At 70.8% G+C, this 14,908-nt stretch carries 15 protein-coding genes; 8 read left to right on the plus strand and 7 right to left on the minus strand.

What is annotated here, in order from left to right; genetic code table 11:
* The first annotated feature begins 45 nt into the window (after nt 1-45).
* The 3 genes from GT354_RS21150 to GT354_RS21160 all read left to right on the plus strand — a co-directional run bounded on the left by GT354_RS21150 (nt 46) and on the right by GT354_RS21160 (nt 2,902).
* Nucleotides 46-1,224, plus strand: coding sequence for an 8-amino-7-oxononanoate synthase (locus GT354_RS21150; protein ID WP_161357913.1), 1,179 nt, complete (start codon nt 46-48; stop codon nt 1,222-1,224).
* Nucleotides 1,225-1,391: 167 nt separating this feature from the next.
* Nucleotides 1,392-2,561 carry an N-acetylglucosamine-6-phosphate deacetylase gene (gene nagA, locus GT354_RS21155; protein WP_346012104.1) on the plus strand — a complete coding sequence of 390 codons (1,170 nt, stop codon included), beginning with the start codon at nt 1,392-1,394 and terminating at the stop codon, nt 2,559-2,561.
* Between the two features lie 71 nt (nt 2,562-2,632).
* Nucleotides 2,633-2,902: a DUF4235 domain-containing protein gene (locus tag GT354_RS21160; RefSeq protein WP_161357914.1), complete on the plus strand. Its 270-nt coding sequence runs from the start codon at nt 2,633-2,635 to the stop codon at nt 2,900-2,902.
* A gap of 277 nt (nt 2,903-3,179) precedes the next feature.
* On the opposite strand, the gene GT354_RS21165 is transcribed toward GT354_RS21160, so the two are convergent.
* The 5 genes from GT354_RS21165 to GT354_RS21185 form a co-directional block, all read right to left on the minus strand.
* On the minus strand, nt 3,180-4,250 hold the full coding sequence (locus GT354_RS21165; RefSeq protein WP_161357915.1) for an SIS domain-containing protein: 1,071 nt from the start codon (nt 4,248-4,250) through the stop codon (nt 3,180-3,182).
* A gap of 54 nt (nt 4,251-4,304) precedes the next feature.
* A complete protein-coding gene (locus GT354_RS21170; RefSeq protein WP_161357916.1) occupies nt 4,305-5,771 on the minus strand; it encodes a glycoside hydrolase family 3 protein in 1,467 nt (488 codons plus the stop codon).
* 6 nt (nt 5,772-5,777) lie between these two features.
* The gene (locus GT354_RS21175) at nt 5,778-6,611 is read right to left on the minus strand and encodes a carbohydrate ABC transporter permease (RefSeq protein WP_161357917.1); all 834 of its coding nucleotides are present in this window, start codon (nt 6,609-6,611) and stop codon (nt 5,778-5,780) included.
* On the minus strand, nt 6,608-7,531 hold the full coding sequence (locus tag GT354_RS21180; protein WP_237535303.1) for a sugar ABC transporter permease: 924 nt from the start codon (nt 7,529-7,531) through the stop codon (nt 6,608-6,610). The genes GT354_RS21175 and GT354_RS21180 overlap by 4 nt, the downstream gene beginning before the upstream one ends.
* A gap of 300 nt (nt 7,532-7,831) precedes the next feature.
* Nucleotides 7,832-9,130 (minus strand): extracellular solute-binding protein, encoded by a 1,299-nt coding sequence (locus GT354_RS21185; RefSeq protein WP_161357918.1) that lies wholly within the window; start codon nt 9,128-9,130, stop codon nt 7,832-7,834.
* Between the two features lie 364 nt (nt 9,131-9,494).
* Here GT354_RS21185 and GT354_RS21190 point away from each other — a divergent pair, with 364 nt between their 5' ends.
* From GT354_RS21190 to GT354_RS21210, 5 genes are all read left to right on the plus strand, one after another.
* Nucleotides 9,495-10,235, plus strand: a complete 741-nt coding sequence (locus GT354_RS21190) for a GntR family transcriptional regulator (RefSeq protein WP_161357919.1) — start codon at nt 9,495-9,497, stop codon at nt 10,233-10,235.
* A gap of 213 nt (nt 10,236-10,448) precedes the next feature.
* On the plus strand, nt 10,449-11,174 hold the full coding sequence (bioD, locus tag GT354_RS21195; RefSeq protein ID WP_161357920.1) for a dethiobiotin synthase: 726 nt from the start codon (nt 10,449-10,451) through the stop codon (nt 11,172-11,174).
* 5 nt (nt 11,175-11,179) lie between these two features.
* Nucleotides 11,180-12,214: a biotin synthase BioB gene (gene bioB / locus GT354_RS21200; RefSeq protein ID WP_161357921.1), complete on the plus strand. Its 1,035-nt coding sequence runs from the start codon at nt 11,180-11,182 to the stop codon at nt 12,212-12,214.
* Nucleotides 12,215-12,325: 111 nt separating this feature from the next.
* A complete protein-coding gene (locus GT354_RS21205; RefSeq protein ID WP_161357922.1) occupies nt 12,326-12,889 on the plus strand; it encodes a GNAT family N-acetyltransferase in 564 nt (187 codons plus the stop codon).
* A 42-nt stretch (nt 12,890-12,931) separates the two neighbouring features.
* Nucleotides 12,932-13,126 (plus strand): hypothetical protein, encoded by a 195-nt coding sequence (locus GT354_RS21210; RefSeq protein WP_161357923.1) that lies wholly within the window; start codon nt 12,932-12,934, stop codon nt 13,124-13,126.
* Nucleotides 13,127-13,177: 51 nt separating this feature from the next.
* Here GT354_RS21210 and GT354_RS21215 read toward each other — a convergent pair whose 3' ends face one another.
* Both GT354_RS21215 and GT354_RS21220 read right to left on the minus strand, forming a co-directional pair.
* A complete protein-coding gene (locus tag GT354_RS21215; protein ID WP_161357924.1) occupies nt 13,178-13,393 on the minus strand; it encodes a biotin/lipoyl-binding carrier protein in 216 nt (71 codons plus the stop codon).
* A gap of 171 nt (nt 13,394-13,564) precedes the next feature.
* On the minus strand, nt 13,565-14,908 hold a 1,344-nt coding region (locus GT354_RS21220), incomplete at its 5' end, for an HD domain-containing phosphohydrolase (RefSeq protein WP_346012105.1).

Consider the following 14,908-nt stretch of genomic DNA (forward strand, 5'->3'; position numbering starts at 1 on the left):
GGCCGCCCCGCTTCGTCACCCCCGAATCGCACCAGTGAGGTCTCGATGTCCGTCGACTCGCCCGCGTCCCCGCCGCCGTTCGGTGCCGCCGGACATCCACTCGACTGGTTGGACCTGCGGGAGAAGGAACGGGTCGAGGCCGGTCTGCGCCGCCGCCTGCGCCCGCGCGAGGCCGCAGCCGGCGGCCTGGATCTGGCCGGAAACGACTACCTGGGCCTGTCCCGACACGAGCGGGTGGTCGAGGCGGGCGTGCGCGCGGTGCGCACGTGGGGTTCGGGCTCCACCGGGTCCCGCCTGGTGACCGGCTCCACGACGCTGCACGCGGATCTGGAGCGGGAGTTGGCCGAGCACACCGGCGCCGAGGCGGCGCTCGTGTTCTCGTCGGGCTACCTCGCCAACCTCGGGGTGATCACCGGCCTCGCGGGCAAGGGCGCGCTCGTGGTGTCGGACGCGATCAATCACGCGTCGATCGTGGACGCGTGCCGACTCTCCCGGGCCCGGGTGGCGATCACGGCGCACCGCGACGTGGACGCGGTGGCCCGGGTGCTCGCCCAACGGGCCGAGGAACGGGCCCTGGTGGTCGTGGACGCGGTGTTCTCGGTCGACGGGGACCTCGCGCCGCTCGCGGACCTCGCGGCCGTCACACGGCGATACGGCGCGGTTCTGGTCGTCGACGAGGCGCACGGGCTCGGGGTGGTCGGCGACGGGGGACGCGGAGCGGTGCACGCGGCCGGGCTCGCGGGCGCCGACGACGTCGTGCTGACCGTGACGCTGTCCAAGGCGCTGGGCTCGCTCGGCGGCGCGGTGTTGGGACCGCGCCGGGTGGTCGAGCACCTGGTCGACGCGGCGCGCACGTTCATCTTCGACACCGGGCTCGCCCCGGCGTGTGTCGCGGGGGCGCTGGAGGCGCTGCGGGTGCTGCGCGAGCGGCCCGACCTCGCCGAACTCGTGCGCACGAACGCGCGCGCGTTGGCGGCGGGCGTGCGCGAGCTGGGCCTGCGGGTGACCGAGCCCGAGGGCGCGGTCGCGTCGGTGTTGATCGGCGATCCGCATCTGGCGTTCGAGACGGCCCGCCGGTGCGCGGTGGCCGGGGTGCGGGTGGGGTGCTTTCGACCGCCGTCGGTGCCCGACGGCATCTCCCGGCTGCGCCTGGCCGCACGCGCCGACCTGACGCCCGACGATCTCTCGTGGGCGGTTTCGGCGTTGCGTTCCGCACTGGTCTGACCCCGTATCGGAGACTTTGCTCGACAGTCGAACCAATATTGGTCTAGACATCTGCGATTGGTCTGAACCAAAATGGTGGACGGCCTCCCGGCCCGCACCGGGAGGCCGCCGAACGTTCGGCCGCGTCGAGTCGATGAGCGGTCTCCCGCAGGGAAGGAAGGGCACGCGTGGCCGGCATTGGGGCACCTCGCGTGCTTGTGGAGGGCGCACTCACCGGGCCCGCCTCGGTGGACCTGGATCAGGGTCGCATCGTCGAGGTCGTACCGGGGGTCGACCGGCTCACGGGCCCGCGCGACGTACGGCTGTCGCACGGCACCCTGACCCCCGGCCTGGTCGATCTCCAGCTCAACGGCGCCTTCGGCCACGACTTCGTGGCCGCCGACGCGAGCGCCTGGCGTGAAGTCGCCGCCCGGCTGCCCTCGACCGGCGTCACCGCGTTCTGCCCCACCTTCATCACCGGCGACCTGGACACGCTCACGACGGCCCTCGTGCGGGCCGTCGAACTGCGCGCCAAGTTCGCCCAGGAGCCCATCGCCCGCGACCTGGGTGTGCACCTCGAAGGGCCGTTCCTGTCCCCCGCCCGGGTCGGCACCCATCCCCCGCAGCACCTGCGCGAGCCCACTCCGGAGCTCGTCGGCCGCCTGCTCGACGACGACGCGGTGCGAGACGCGCTCGCGATGATCACGCTCGCCCCCGAACTTCCCGGTGCGCTCGAGGCCATTCGACGCATCGTCGCCGCGGGGATCCGAGTCTCGGCCGGACACACGGACGCGACCGCCGCCGAGATGTCCGCCGCCGCGGACGCGGGCGCGACCATGGTCACCCACCTGTTCAACGCCCAGCGCGGCCTGGGCCACCGCGAGCCCGGCGTGGTCGGCGCGGCGCTGAGCGATCCGCGCCTGACCCCGGGCCTGATCGCCGACCTGCACCACGTCGTGGGTCCGGTGTGCTCGCTGGTCCTACGGGTCGCGGGCGAGCGTACGGCGCTGGTCACCGACGCGATGGCCGCCGCGGGCATGCCGCCCGGGCAGTACCGGCTCGGCGACGTCGACGTCACGCTCGTCGAGGGTGACGTCCCGCGCAACCTCGACGGCACGATCGCCGGCTCCGCGCTGACCCTGGACGTCGCCGTCCGCAACCTGGTCGGCCTGGGCAACGACCCGGCCCGAGTACTCACTTCGGCGAGCCGCGTGCCCGCCGACGCGCTCGGCCGCACCGACCTGGGCCGGATCGCGCCGGGCGCCGCCGCAGACCTCGTGTGGTGGAGCGACGACTGGACGGTCCTCAAGACCTGGGTCGGCGGCGTCGTCGCCTACGAAGCCGACCGAGCGGCCTGATCCCGGGGGATCCGCCCCCCGCAGTGGGCCTCGCGCCGTTAGGGCGCCCCTCGACGGGGCAGCCGCGCTTCATGGACACCAAAAACCTGCCCTACCGCCCGATCGGCCTGCTTGCCGGCATGGGTGCGGGCGTACTCGCCGGCAAAGTGTTCGACCGCGCCTGGACGGCCGCCACCGGCCAGGACGAGGCGCCCGATCCGCTGGACCGCGACCGCGGTTGGGGTGAACTCCTGCTCGCCGCGGCGATCGAGGGCGCGATATTCGCCGTCGTGCGCACCGCCGTGGACCGCGCGGGCGCGTACGGCGTACAAAAGTCCACCGGCACATGGCCCGAGCACTGACCGGGCGACGCCGCGGCCGAGCGCGGGCACCAGAGCAGCCGGGCACCCGAGCAGGCCAAGCACCCGACGGGGCGACGCACCGGCCGCCGAGTACGCGGGCACCCGACCGGGGGCGACCTCGAACCGCTCGGCCGAGCACCCGAAAACCCGTGCCGAGTCCGCCCCTCGCGACCCTGGTTGTCGGTCGGGCTCGCGAAGTAACCTGAAAACGCCGCCGGCCCGGGAGTGGGTGGCTTCCGGGCCGGCGGCGATCACGTCATCCCCTCCATGACGTGGGTCAGTGCGTTTCGGTGACCTTCGCCAGCGCACGCGGCGCGTCGGGGTCGAGGCCGCGGGCCATGGTCACCTCGTAGGCCAGGAGTTGCAGCGGGATGATCTCCAGGATCGGCTGGACCTCCTCGGCGACGCCCTCGGGGAGGGCGAAGCCGGCCGAGGCCGCGGCGACCTGTTCGGCGTTGCCGATCACCATCAGGTCGGCGCCGCGACCGCGCAGGCGTTCCAGGACCGGTTGCAGGGCATCGCCGCCCTTGCCGTCGGGGACCACGGCGATCACCGGGCTGACGTTGTCGACCATGGCCAGCGGGCCGTGCAACAGGTCGGCGCCCGAGAACGGCTGCGCCGGGATGTAGCTGGTCTCCATGATCTTCAGCGCCGCCTCGCGCGCCGTCGGGTAACCGTAGCCGCGCGACGTGATCACCAGGCGCTGCGCGAAGCGGTAGCGCTGCGCCAGCTCGGCGATCTCGTCCCGGCGGGCCAAGATCGCGCCCGCCAGGTCCGGCAGTACGAGCGCGTCCGTGCCGTCGCGACCGCGCAGGCCCTCGACGAACAGGTACAGCGCGAGCAGTTCGGCGGTGTACGTCTTCGTCGCGGGCAGGGCCTTCTCGGGCCCCGCGAGCACGTCGATGTGGAATTCCGACACCGCGGCGAGCGCGGAGGCGGGGTTGTTGGTCACCGACAGGGTGATCGCGCCGGCCTTGCGGGCCGCCTCGGTGGACGCCACCAGGTCGGGCGAGCCGCCCGACTGGGACACCGTGATCACCAGGCAGTCGGTCAGGTCCGGCTCCGCGCCGTACGCCGTCGTCGTCGACATCGAGGTGAGCCCGGCCGGCTTCCCGAGCAGCACCTCGATCAGGTACTTCGCGTACAGCGCGGCGTTGTCGCTGGTACCGCGCGCGGTCAGGAGCACGAACCGCGGGTTGCGGGCGGCGATCTCGGCCGCGACGGCCCGGATCGCCGGTGCCCCCTCGGTCAGGATCCGGCGCAGGACGGCCGGCTGCTCCGCCATCTCGGCGGACATGATCTTGCCCCGGTTGGGTGCCAGGACGTCACGGTCGTCGGTGGCGGACATGGTGCGGCCTTCCGTTGGTTTCACTGGCTGATACTCGATTCGAACACGGACCGGTCAATCGAGCCGGCGGCCCGTCAGGATCTCCGCCGCGGCGATCCCACACACCTTGGCGGCACCGTACGTGGCGAGATGGGCGGCGCCCGGAGTGGCAGCTCCGGGCAGGCCCATCTCGACCACGACGGCGTCCGGCCGCGCGGCGAGCAGGCTCGCCACGATCTCGGTCGCCCACGCGTGCCGGTCCAGGTTGCGGACCGCCACGACGAGGGGTCGGTCGACCGCCGCGCGCAGTTGGTCGTCGACCAGCTGCGGTTCGGCCGTTCGGAAGCGGGCAACGGTCGTGCCCGGCAGGAGCTCGGCCAGGATCGCGCCGACCCCCCAGGGGGTCTGCTCGCCGACCGCGATGTTGGCGGTCGGGGCGAGCTCGACGACGTGCGGGGCGACGGTGATCGGCTCGACGGTCCCGGTCACCCGAATCGCGCGGCGCGCGACGGCCAGGCCGAGCGCGTGGTCGACCGGTTCGGCGTCGCCGACCTTGGCCCACGCGGCGAGCGCGTGCACGCGGCCGGCGGCCTCGGCGAGTCGCTCCTCGGGCAACCGGCCCTCCACCACCGCCGCCACAAGCGCGTCGCGCAGGTGCAGCACGGTCTCCTCGTCGCACAGACCGCCACCCACGCACACCGCGTCGACGCCGGCCGCGATCGCGCGGACCGTGCCGTCGGCGATGCCGTACGTGTGCGCGACCGCGCCCATCTCGATGGCGTCGGTGACGATCAGACCGTCGTAGCCCAGTTCCTCGCGCAGCAGCCCGGTCATGATCCGTCGGGACAGCGTCGCGGGGACCTCGGTGTCGTAGGCCGGCAGCAGGATGTGCGCGGTCATGATCGCCTTGGTGCCGGCCGCGATGCTCGCGTGGAACGGGACCAGCTCGCGCGCGGCGAGCGTCTCGCGGGAGACGTCGACGCGCGGCAGGCCCAGGTGCGAGTCGATCGCGGTGTCGCCGTGGCCGGGGAAGTGCTTGACGCACGCGGCCACGCCGGCGGCCTGCAACCCGGTCACGTACGCGGCGGTGTGCGCCGCGACCAGCTCGGGATCGGCCCCGAAGGAGCGCACCCCGATGATCGGGTTGTCCGGGTTGGAGTTGACGTCGGCCGACGGCGCCCAGTTGAGGTTGACGCCGTAGCCGGCCAGTTCACGGCCCAGACCCCGAGCCACGCCCTCGGTCAGCTCGACGTCGTCGACGATCCCGAGCGCGAGGTTGCCCGGCCACATGCTGCCGGTGTTCACGTGCATCCGGGTGACGTCGCCGCCCTCCTCGTCGATCGCGACGATGAGGTCGGGGTTGTCCCGGCGCAGTTCCCGGGTGAGGGCGGTGACCTGCTCGGGGGTCGCGATGTTGCGACCGAACAGCCCCACCGAGCCCAGGCCGCCGGCGACGTGCCGATGGACCCAGTCGGGCGCGGTGTGGCCCGCGAAACCGGGCTGGAGGATGGCGAGCGCCAAGCGCTGTAGACGTTCGGACATGGTCGATCAGCCCTTTACCGCGCCGGACGTGAGGCCACCGGTGACCCTGCCCTGGAGTACCAGGAAGATCGCCAGGACCGGAAGCATGAACAGGGTGGAGGCGGCCATGATGGCGCCCCAGTCGGTGGAGATCCCGTTGCTGAAGGAGTTGAGCCAGGTCGGCAGGGTGCGCTGCTCCGGGTTGTTGATCAGCAACGCGTTGGCGAACGCGAACTCGTTCCACGCGGTGATGAACCCGAACAGCGACGTGGACAGCAGCCCCGGGGCGAGCAGCGGGAAGACGATCTTGCGGAACGCGGTGAACCGTGAACAGCCGTCCACCCGCGCCGCCTCTTCGAGCTCGACCGGGATTCCGCCCAGGAAGCCGCGCAGGGTCACGATCGAGAAGGGCAGCGTCATCACGAAGTAGATCCCCGTGAGCATCGGCAGCGAGTCCAGCAGATCGTTGTCGCGCGCGATGATGTACATCGGGATCATCAGCGCTTCCCACGGCGCCATCTGCGCGATGAACACCATGAGGATGAAGGGCGCGCGGCCCTTCCATTCCATGCGCGCCACCGCGAACGCGGCGAAACAGGCGACCAGCAGCGCGAGGATCACGCCCGCGCCCGCGACCAGCAGGCTGTTGCGCCAATAGTCCCAGAACTGCGGCACGTTCGTCGCGCTCTCGAAGTTCGTGAACGAGATAGAGCTCGGCCAGAACTTCGGGGTCGCCGACTGGATGTCCTTCTGCGGCTTGAAGGCCGTCAGAATCATCCAGTAAACGGGAAATATGGAGATCGCGAATACCAACAGGGCGGCGATGTTGAGCGGAATCCGCTTCAGGGTACGCGTTTTCACTTCTCGGTCTCCCGCTCCTGCTTGAACATCAGACGGAAGTAAAAGACGAGCATCACGGCGAGCATGAGCACGGTCAGCGTGGAAATCGCGCCCGACATGTCGAACTGCTTGAGCGAGATTCCCGTCTGGAACGCGTACACGGGAAGCGTGCGGATCTCGTTCATCGGCCCGTTCTCACCCGCGATCGACCAGATCTGCGCGAAGGACTTGAAGATCCAGATCACTTCGAGCGAGGTCACCAGCCCGAAGATCGGGCGCAGGATCGGGAAGGTGATCGAGCGGAAGATCCGCACCGGGCCTGCCCCGTCGAGTCGCGCCGACTCGTACACGTCGGTCGACATCGTGGTCAGACCCGCGTAGATGGTCAGCGTCGCGAACGGGATCGACTGCCACACGATCAGCAGGGTGACCACGGTGAGCGTCGAGAAGCCGTCCGCGAACCACGCGTAGTTCTTGAACGAGTCGAAGCCCAACTCGACCAGCGCCCAGTTGACGACGCCGTTGTCCGAGCGGAAGAGCCATTTGAAGATCGTGGTGGCCGCGATGACCGGCGTCGCCCACGCGGCGACCAGGCCGATCAGGACCAGGATGCGCATGCTCTTGCCGAGCTTCATCAGCATGAGCGCGCACAGGGTGGAGATCACCATGATCGCCACGACGTTGACCGCGGTGAAGTAGAAGGTGCGCTTGGTGACTTCCCAGAACTCGGGGTCCTTCAGCGTCTCCTGGTAGTTCTCCCAGCCGACGTAGTCGGCGGAACGCGAGATCAGCTGCTTGAACCGGTAGTGCTGGAACGACAGCAGGACGTTCCGGACCATCGGGTAGAACAGCAGGAAGGCGATCCCGAGGATCGCGGGCGCGACGAGCAGGTAGGGGGTTACCAGCTTCACGATCCCCGACGGCTTGCGTGGGGGGTTCATTGCGCGTCTGGTACCGGTGGGTGGTACCTCGTTGCGCGGGGGCTGCGTAGGTGTCGCGACCACCGCGTCTGCCTTGGAGGCTGACACAGCTGCCTTCCCGTTGTTCGGTGTCAAGGGTCTCATCGGCCGGTGTGGCCGGGGCGGAACGTGGCGAGAACGCGGTACCGGCGACGATCACCGCCGGTAAGCCGCGCCGGGCGCCGGTGCGGCTCCCGCCGAGGGGTGTCCCTCGGCGGGAGCCGGCCGTTCGGCCTGCCTGCACTTCACCCGATCCGACCGGTGGACCGAGTGGGTGCCGGGTCAGTTCTTGGTGTTGAGCGTCTTCTCGATGGACGCGTTGGCTTCCTTGCCGGCCGCGACGGGGTCGCCACCGGTGAGCACCTTGGTCAGGTACGCCTTGATCGGGTTGTTCTCCTCGACGGAGGCCCAGTTCGGCGAGTTCGGGGTGGCGAAGCCGTTCTTGGCGCCCTCGGTCATCGTGGTGATGCCCGGGTCGTTGGTCAGGGTCGCGCCCAGGCTCAGCTTGGCGGGCAGGAAGCCCAGGTTCGACGCCAGCTTGGTCTGCCAGTCGTCCTGGCTGAACTGCTTGACGACGTCGATCGCCAGGTCGTGGTTCTTCGACGCCTCGGGGACCATCAGGTCCGAACCGCCGGTCAGGACCGGGGCGGTCTTGCCCGCTTCCTTGCTCGGGATCGGGAAGAAGCCGAACTTGTCCTTCAGGGCGGGGTTCGTCTTCGCGACGACGGCCGCCTGGCCCGGGATCTCGACGAACGTGGCGGTCTTGCCGTTGTCGGCCGCGATCACGTCGGGCTGGGTCTTCTCGTCGGTGTCCTTCGGACCCTTGCCGGCGGCGTTGAGCTCCTTGTAGAAGTTCACGGCGGCGACGGCCTGGGGGGTGTCCAGGTTCGCCTTCCACTTGTCGCCGGTCTTGGTCGCGATGTCCACGCCCTCGTCCTTGAGGAAGCTCGCGAAGACATACCAGTTCTGCGCCGGCAGGTAGATGCCCTGCTGGTCGCCGGTGTTGAGCTGCTTCGCCGCCGCGAGCCAGTCGGCCCGCGACTTCGGCGGGGTGAGGTTGGCCTTGGCGAAGATTTCCTTGTTGTAAAGGACGACGCGGTTGGCGGCGTAGAACGGAATACCGTAGGTCTTCCCGTCGACCTTGCCCGGCTCGGCCAGACCGGGGTTCCAGTCCTTGCTGCCGCCGATGGCGTCGATCTTGGAGGTGAGGTCCATCAGGCCACCCGACGCCGCGTACTGGGCGATCTGGGTGTTGCCGGCCTCGATGACATCCGGAGCGTCGTTGCTCGCCAGCGCGCTGGTGATCTTCTGGCCGATGCCGTTCCACTGCTGGATCTGGATGTCCAGCTTGGCGCCCGGGTGGTCCGCCTCGAACTTGGCCTTGAACTGCGCGGCGTATTCGTCGGTGACGGTGTCCTTCATCAGCCAGACGCGAACGGTCTTACCGTTGGCCGGGGCCGGGGCGCTGTTCGCCGTGCCCGGCTTGTTGTCCTTTTTGTCATCGCTGCTGTCGGATCCACAGGCAGCAACTCCGGTCAGCGCCGCCGCGACACCGGCCGCGACGAGAAGACGACGCTTCACTACATCCTCCTCAGGATGTCGGGCACCGCGGTTCGGTGTGGAGAGCCGATGTCGCCCCGACGATCCGTGAGGTGCGCGGACCACCCGAGTCCCCCACTGGGGAGGGGACTCGAAAGGGAAAACACTGACGCACCAGGGACGAGGGTTGCGCGGTGACCATCAATGGTTTAGACCATTTCGGAGGTTGGCATAGACCAATTGGGGTGTCAAGGTTCCGTAGACGGCGAAGCCACGCCGTTATCGGACCGACATCCGCGCTCCTGGTCCTGGGGGGATCGGTGGTCGTGCCACGATGGGGACCGAACGTGTCAGGAGGGCACCGGTGACGGCGGAACACGTGACTACGACCACGGCGGAAAGTGCGATGGCAGGGGGCGACACAGGCGGGGAGCCGGGGGCGCGCGTGCCGAAGTACTACCGCCTCAAGCGCCACCTACAGGAGTTGACGAACACCCAGCCACCGGGCACCCCGGTACCACCCGAGCGCACGCTCGCGGCGCAGTTCGACATCTCGCGCACGACCGTGCGCCAGGCCCTCCAGGAACTGGTCATCGAGGGCCGCCTGGAGCGCGCCCAGGGGCGCGGCACGTTCGTCGCGAAACCGAAGGTCGCACAGAGTCTCCAATTGACGTCGTACACCGAGGACATGCAGGCCCAGGGCCTGGAGCCGACCTCGCGCCTGATCGAGATCGGGTACATCACGTGCGACGACCACCTCGCGGAGCGCCTCGCGATCCGACCCGGCAACCGCGTCCTGCGGATCGAGCGCCTGCGGCTCGCGAACTCCGAGCCGATGGCGATCGAGACCACGCACCTGTCCACCAAGCGCTTCCCGGGCCTGCGCAAGCACCTCGCGAAGCACAACTCGCTGTATCGGGCCTTGTCCACCGGCTTCGACGTCCACCTCGCCGAGGCCGAGGAGACGATCGAGACCGCGATGGCCACCCCGCGCGAGGCGGGACTGCTGGGCACCGATGTGGGCCTGCCGCTGCTGCTGTTGTCACGCCACAGCTTCGACACGAACGGTGAACCGGTGGAGTGGGTGCGCTCGGTGTACCGGGGAGACCGATACAAGTTCGTAGCGCGCCTACGTCGCCCCGAATAGTACCTTTTCCCGAAAAAGGGACCGTCCGGGTGGTTCGGCGCCCCCGAACCACCCGGAAGCAGGTCACGAGGCCCGACCGGGCCCGCGCCCGCGCGGTACGACCGCAGCCTTCGCACGGAACGTGACGGGGCGCGGGTGGGACCTCCTCCCGACCCGATCGACACGCACCCGCAGCCCGACCGCCCGCAAAACCACGAACTAGGCTCAGCGCCCATGAGCGTTCTCGTGGTGACCGGCACCGACACCGGCGTGGGCAAGACGATCGTCACCGCGGCAATCGCAGCCATCGCCGCGGTGCGCGGCGGAACGGTGGCCGTGGTCAAGCCCTCGCAGACGGGTGTGGCCCCCGACGAGCCCGGCGACCTCGCCGACGTACGCAGACTCGCCGGCGTGACCGACCTGTACGAGTACTCGCGCTACCCCGACGCCCTCTCCCCCGCCGCCGCGTCCCGCGTGTCCGGCCTGCCGCCGGTCGACCTGTACGGCGTCGCGGAGCGGGTGCGCGCGCTCGCGAAGGAGACCGACCTGGTCATCGTCGAGGGCGCCGGCGGCCTGCTCGTGCGCTTCGACGACGACGGCACGACCATCGCCGACCTCGCGCGCGAGCTGCGCGCCGGCGCCCTGGTGGTGGCCCGCCCCGACCTCGGCACGCTCAACCACACCGCGCTGACCCTGGAGTCGATGGCGCACCGCGGCGTGGACCTGGTGGGCGTGGTGATCGGCGCGTGGCCCGGCGAGCCCGACCTCGCGATGCGGTGCAACGTGCGGGACCTGGAGACGCTGTCGGCCCGTCCGCTCGCGGGCGTGGTGCCCGCCGGCGCCGGCTCGCTGCATCCCGCGGACTTCCTGCTCTCGGCCCGTGCGAGCCTGGCCCCCGCTCTGGGCGGTACCTTCGATCCGGCCGCGTTCCGCGCCATCCAGGATCCGACCGCGAGGTGAGCGACATGACGGAAACCCTCGACAGCGACCGTACGCAGACCGTGAACGACGACATCCTGGCCGTGGCCCGACAGCAGGTCCTCGCAGAGGGTCGCGGCCTGACCGCCGACCAGGTCCTCGACGTGCTCAACCTCCCCGACGACCGTCTGGAGGAGCTGCTCCAGCTCGCGCACGAGGTTCGGGTCCGTCATTGCGGCGAGGAGGTCGAGGTCGAGGGCATCGTCTCGGTCAAGACCGGCGGCTGCCCGGAGGACTGCCACTTCTGCTCGCAGTCCGGCCTGTTCTCCTCCCCCGTGCGCGCCGCGTGGCTGGACATCCCCTCGTTGGTGGAGGCCGCCAAGGAGACCGCCGCGACGGGCGCGACCGAGTTCTGCATCGTGGCCGCCGTACGCGGGCCCGACGCCCGCCTGATGAAGCAGATGCGCGAGGGCGTCGAGGCGATCCGCGCCGCGGTGGACATCAACATCGCCGCGTCGCTGGGCATGCTGACCCGGGAACAGGTCGACGAGCTCGCGGACATGGGCATCCACCGCTACAACCACAACCTGGAGACCGCGCGCTCCTACTTCACCAACGTGGTCACCACCCACACGTGGGAGGAGCGCTGGGACACCCTGCGCATGGTGCGCGACGCGGGCATGGAGGTGTGCTGCGGCGGCATCGTCGGCATGGGCGAATCCGCCGAGCAGCGGGCCGAGTTCGCCGGCCAGCTGGCCGAGTTGGAGCCCGACGAGGTCCCGCTCAACTTCCTCAACCCGCGCCCGGGGACGCCGTTCGCCGAGCAGGACGTGATCGAGCCGCGCGAGGCGCTGAAGATCATCGGCGCGTTCCGGCTTGCCCTGCCGCGCACGATCCTGCGCTACGCGGGCGGTCGCGAGATCGCCCTGGGCGACCTCGGCACCCGTGAGGGCCTGCTGGGCGGCATCAACGCGGTCATCGTCGGCAACTACCTGACCACCCTGGGCCGCAAGCCCGATGCCGACCTGGCCCTGCTCCAGGAACTCAGCATGCCGGTGAAGGCACTGAACCGAACCCTGTAGCCGGCCCGCGGGGCAGCGATCCCGCAGCCGCGGGGCCGAAGCTCGCCTTCGGCCCCGCGGTCCCCCGGCGGACGACCGCGCGGGCGTGATCGGGGCGTAAACTGGACGGCTATGAAACTTCCTGCCACCGCCACCGCGTCCCCACCGCACGACCGCCTCCTCGCCCCGACCGGTGTCCGCATCCGCCAGGCCCGCCCGGAGGAGTACGAGGCGGTGGGCGAGGTGACCGTACAGGCGTACACGGGCCTGGTCGCCTCCGACGAGGAGTACATCGCCGAGCTGCGCATGGCCGCCCACCGCGCCGAGCACACCGAACTGCTGGTGGCCGTGGACGAGGCGTCCGGGGAGGTCCTGGGCACCGTCGCGTTCGTCGTGCCGGGCAGCGCGTACGCCGAGGTGGCCCGCGAGGGCGAGGGCGAGTTCCGGATGCTGGCGGTCGGTCCGGCGGCCCGCGGTCGCGGCGTCGGCGAGGCGCTCGTGCAGGCGTGCCTGGACCGCGCCCGGCGGCACGGCTTCGCCGCGGTGGTGATCTCCACGGTGTGGGACATGCGCGCGGCGCACCGGCTCTACGCGCGGATGGGCTTCCATCGCGCGCCCGAGCGCGACTGGTGGCCGGTGCCCGAGGTCGAACTGATCTGCTACACCAAGGACCTGCGTGAGCGGCCCGCGAGCTGAGGGCCGGTCGGGAACACCGTCGGCAGGCCGTAATCTACGGCCGTGACCACCACGACAGCCTTTTGCGACCAATGCGGCGAGCAGCTTGCCGGCGCCGCGCACGACGTGTGTGTGCGGCGCCGCGAACTCGAACCCCCGCGCTACTGCGGTCGGTGCCGACGGCGAATGGTCGTCCAGGTCACCCCGCGTGGCTGGACGGCCAGGTGCGTCGAGCACGGCGTCCTCACCTCGGGCTGAAGGCCCGTCGAGGCCCGAGCCGAACGCCGAGGGGCTGTTCGATCCGCGCCGCTACTCGATCAGCGCGATCGGGTCGCCCTCCTGGATCACGTCGCCCTCGGCCACGGTGATCCGCGCGACGATGCCCGCGAACTCGTTGAGCACCGGGATTTCCATCTTCATGGACTCCAGGATCACCAGGGTGCTGCCGGCATCGACCGCGTCCCCCTCGTGGGCGACCACCTTGGCCACGTTGGCCACCATCTCCGCCAGGACCTGCTCGGCCATCGTCGTTCCTCCTCCGGGCCCGGGTCGGGCCGCTGCGCAGTACGGGGGTGGGCGCGCCCGCGCCCTGCCCGAAATCCAATCACGCCGCGACGCCCCCGGGTCCCGCGATTGCCCACAGGGCCGCACCGCGGTCCTTGTCCGCAGTCACGGGTCGCGCCGCCACGCGTGGGCTCAGCCCGCGCGTTCCACCACCTGCGCGAGCGCCTCGACCACGCGCGGATCGTAGTCGCCGCCCGCGTCCGCGCGCAGCCGCGCGAACACCTCGCGCCGCCCGTGCGCGTCGTCGGCGAGGGCGTTGAGGTCGTCGTACGCGTTGACCACCTTGATGATCCGGCTCGCCAACGGCGGCGGCGCGCACACGCCGTCGCGATACGGGTCGGCCTGCGCGGCCACGATCGTCGCGACCCGGTCGAGCACCCCACTCTCGCGGATCACATCGGCACCGAGCCCGGCGATCCGGCGCTGTTCCTCGACCGGCAGGTCGAGTGTGGTGCCGCCGGGTACGGGGTCGACGAGCGCGAGCCGGCCGATGTCGTGCAGCATCGCCGCGTACTCCAGTTCACGCAGCTCGTTCTCGCCGAGTCCCAGGTCCACCCCGACCGCCTTGGCGAGATCACCCACCCGGGCCGCGTGCCCCGGCGACGCGCACCCCGTGGCCTCGGGCAGCCGCGACAACGCGGCGACGGTCTGTTGATGCACGCGCCGGATCGCCGCGTAGCGCCGGAAGGACATCAGCACGAGCAGCGACGGCACACAGAACACCGGTACCGCCCACAGCCCCAGCGCGCTCGTGGACAGGGCGATCAACATCCCCGTCGCGCCCACCGCCGTGCCGATCCCGGTCAGCCCGCCGGCCCCGCGCGCGGTGTACTGCGCCTCCCGCCCGATCTGCTCGGTCGGGCTCAATCCCGCGCACAGCGCGCGCAGTTCGCCCAGCAGCGCCGGACGAAACGGTCGCTCGACCCGCGCTATGGCCGCCACCACCGCATCGCACAGCGACGTCAGGAACACGACCAGGACCAGGAACGTGCCGTAGGCCCACCCGCGTTCCATCACCGGATCGAGCGCGCCCGCCGCGTACAACGGCCGAAACAGCGTGGCCGCGAAGCCCGCCGCGAGCATCCTGCGCGCGACGTAGGCAGGCGCCGGCGCCCGGCCGCGCGCGACGTGCGGCAGCGTGCCCGCGAGCAGCGCGACACCGACCACGGCCACCACTTGCAGCACGCCGTGCCGCGACACGGTCCCGTGCACGTCCGGCAGCAACGCGTACGCCAGCGCCCCGGCAGCGCCCAGCGGCGCGGTCTCGCGGTTGCCCGGCAGCGCCACCCTGGCCATCTCGCCGACCGCGATCACGCCGCCGAACACGAGCGCGTACTGCGGCTGCGCCACCCCGCGTGCCACCGTCGCCGTCAGCGCGGAGATCGCGGCGACCGCGCCGAGCACGAGCACCACCGTGCCCGTGTGCGCGCGCAACCGAGCCCCGAGCCCGCCGGCGCCCAGGCGCGCCCCCGCAGT

This window comes from Streptomyces sp. SID3343 (assembly GCF_009865215.1).
In the GTDB taxonomy this organism is placed as follows: Bacteria; Actinomycetota; Actinomycetes; order Streptomycetales; family Streptomycetaceae; genus Embleya.

Bases quoted from the DNA above. Each gene is read 5' to 3' on its own strand.
- GT354_RS21165 (WP_161357915.1), bottom strand. From the start codon at position 4,250: ATGTCCGCCACCGACGACCGTGACGTCCTGGCACCCAACCGGGGCAAG.
- GT354_RS21180 (WP_237535303.1), bottom strand. From the start codon at position 7,531: ATGAACCCCCCACGCAAGCCGTCGGGGATCGTGAAGCTGGTAACCCCC.
- GT354_RS21150 (WP_161357913.1), top strand. From the start codon at position 46: ATGTCCGTCGACTCGCCCGCGTCCCCGCCGCCGTTCGGTGCCGCCGGA.
- GT354_RS21205 (WP_161357922.1), top strand. From the start codon at position 12,326: ATGAAACTTCCTGCCACCGCCACCGCGTCCCCACCGCACGACCGCCTC.
- bioB (WP_161357921.1), top strand. From the start codon at position 11,180: ATGACGGAAACCCTCGACAGCGACCGTACGCAGACCGTGAACGACGAC.
- GT354_RS21190 (WP_161357919.1), top strand. From the start codon at position 9,495: ATGGCAGGGGGCGACACAGGCGGGGAGCCGGGGGCGCGCGTGCCGAAG.
- GT354_RS21160 (WP_161357914.1), top strand. From the start codon at position 2,633: ATGGACACCAAAAACCTGCCCTACCGCCCGATCGGCCTGCTTGCCGGC.
- GT354_RS21170 (WP_161357916.1), bottom strand. From the start codon at position 5,771: ATGTCCGAACGTCTACAGCGCTTGGCGCTCGCCATCCTCCAGCCCGGT.
- bioD (WP_161357920.1), top strand. From the start codon at position 10,449: ATGAGCGTTCTCGTGGTGACCGGCACCGACACCGGCGTGGGCAAGACG.
- GT354_RS21215 (WP_161357924.1), bottom strand. From the start codon at position 13,393: ATGGCCGAGCAGGTCCTGGCGGAGATGGTGGCCAACGTGGCCAAGGTG.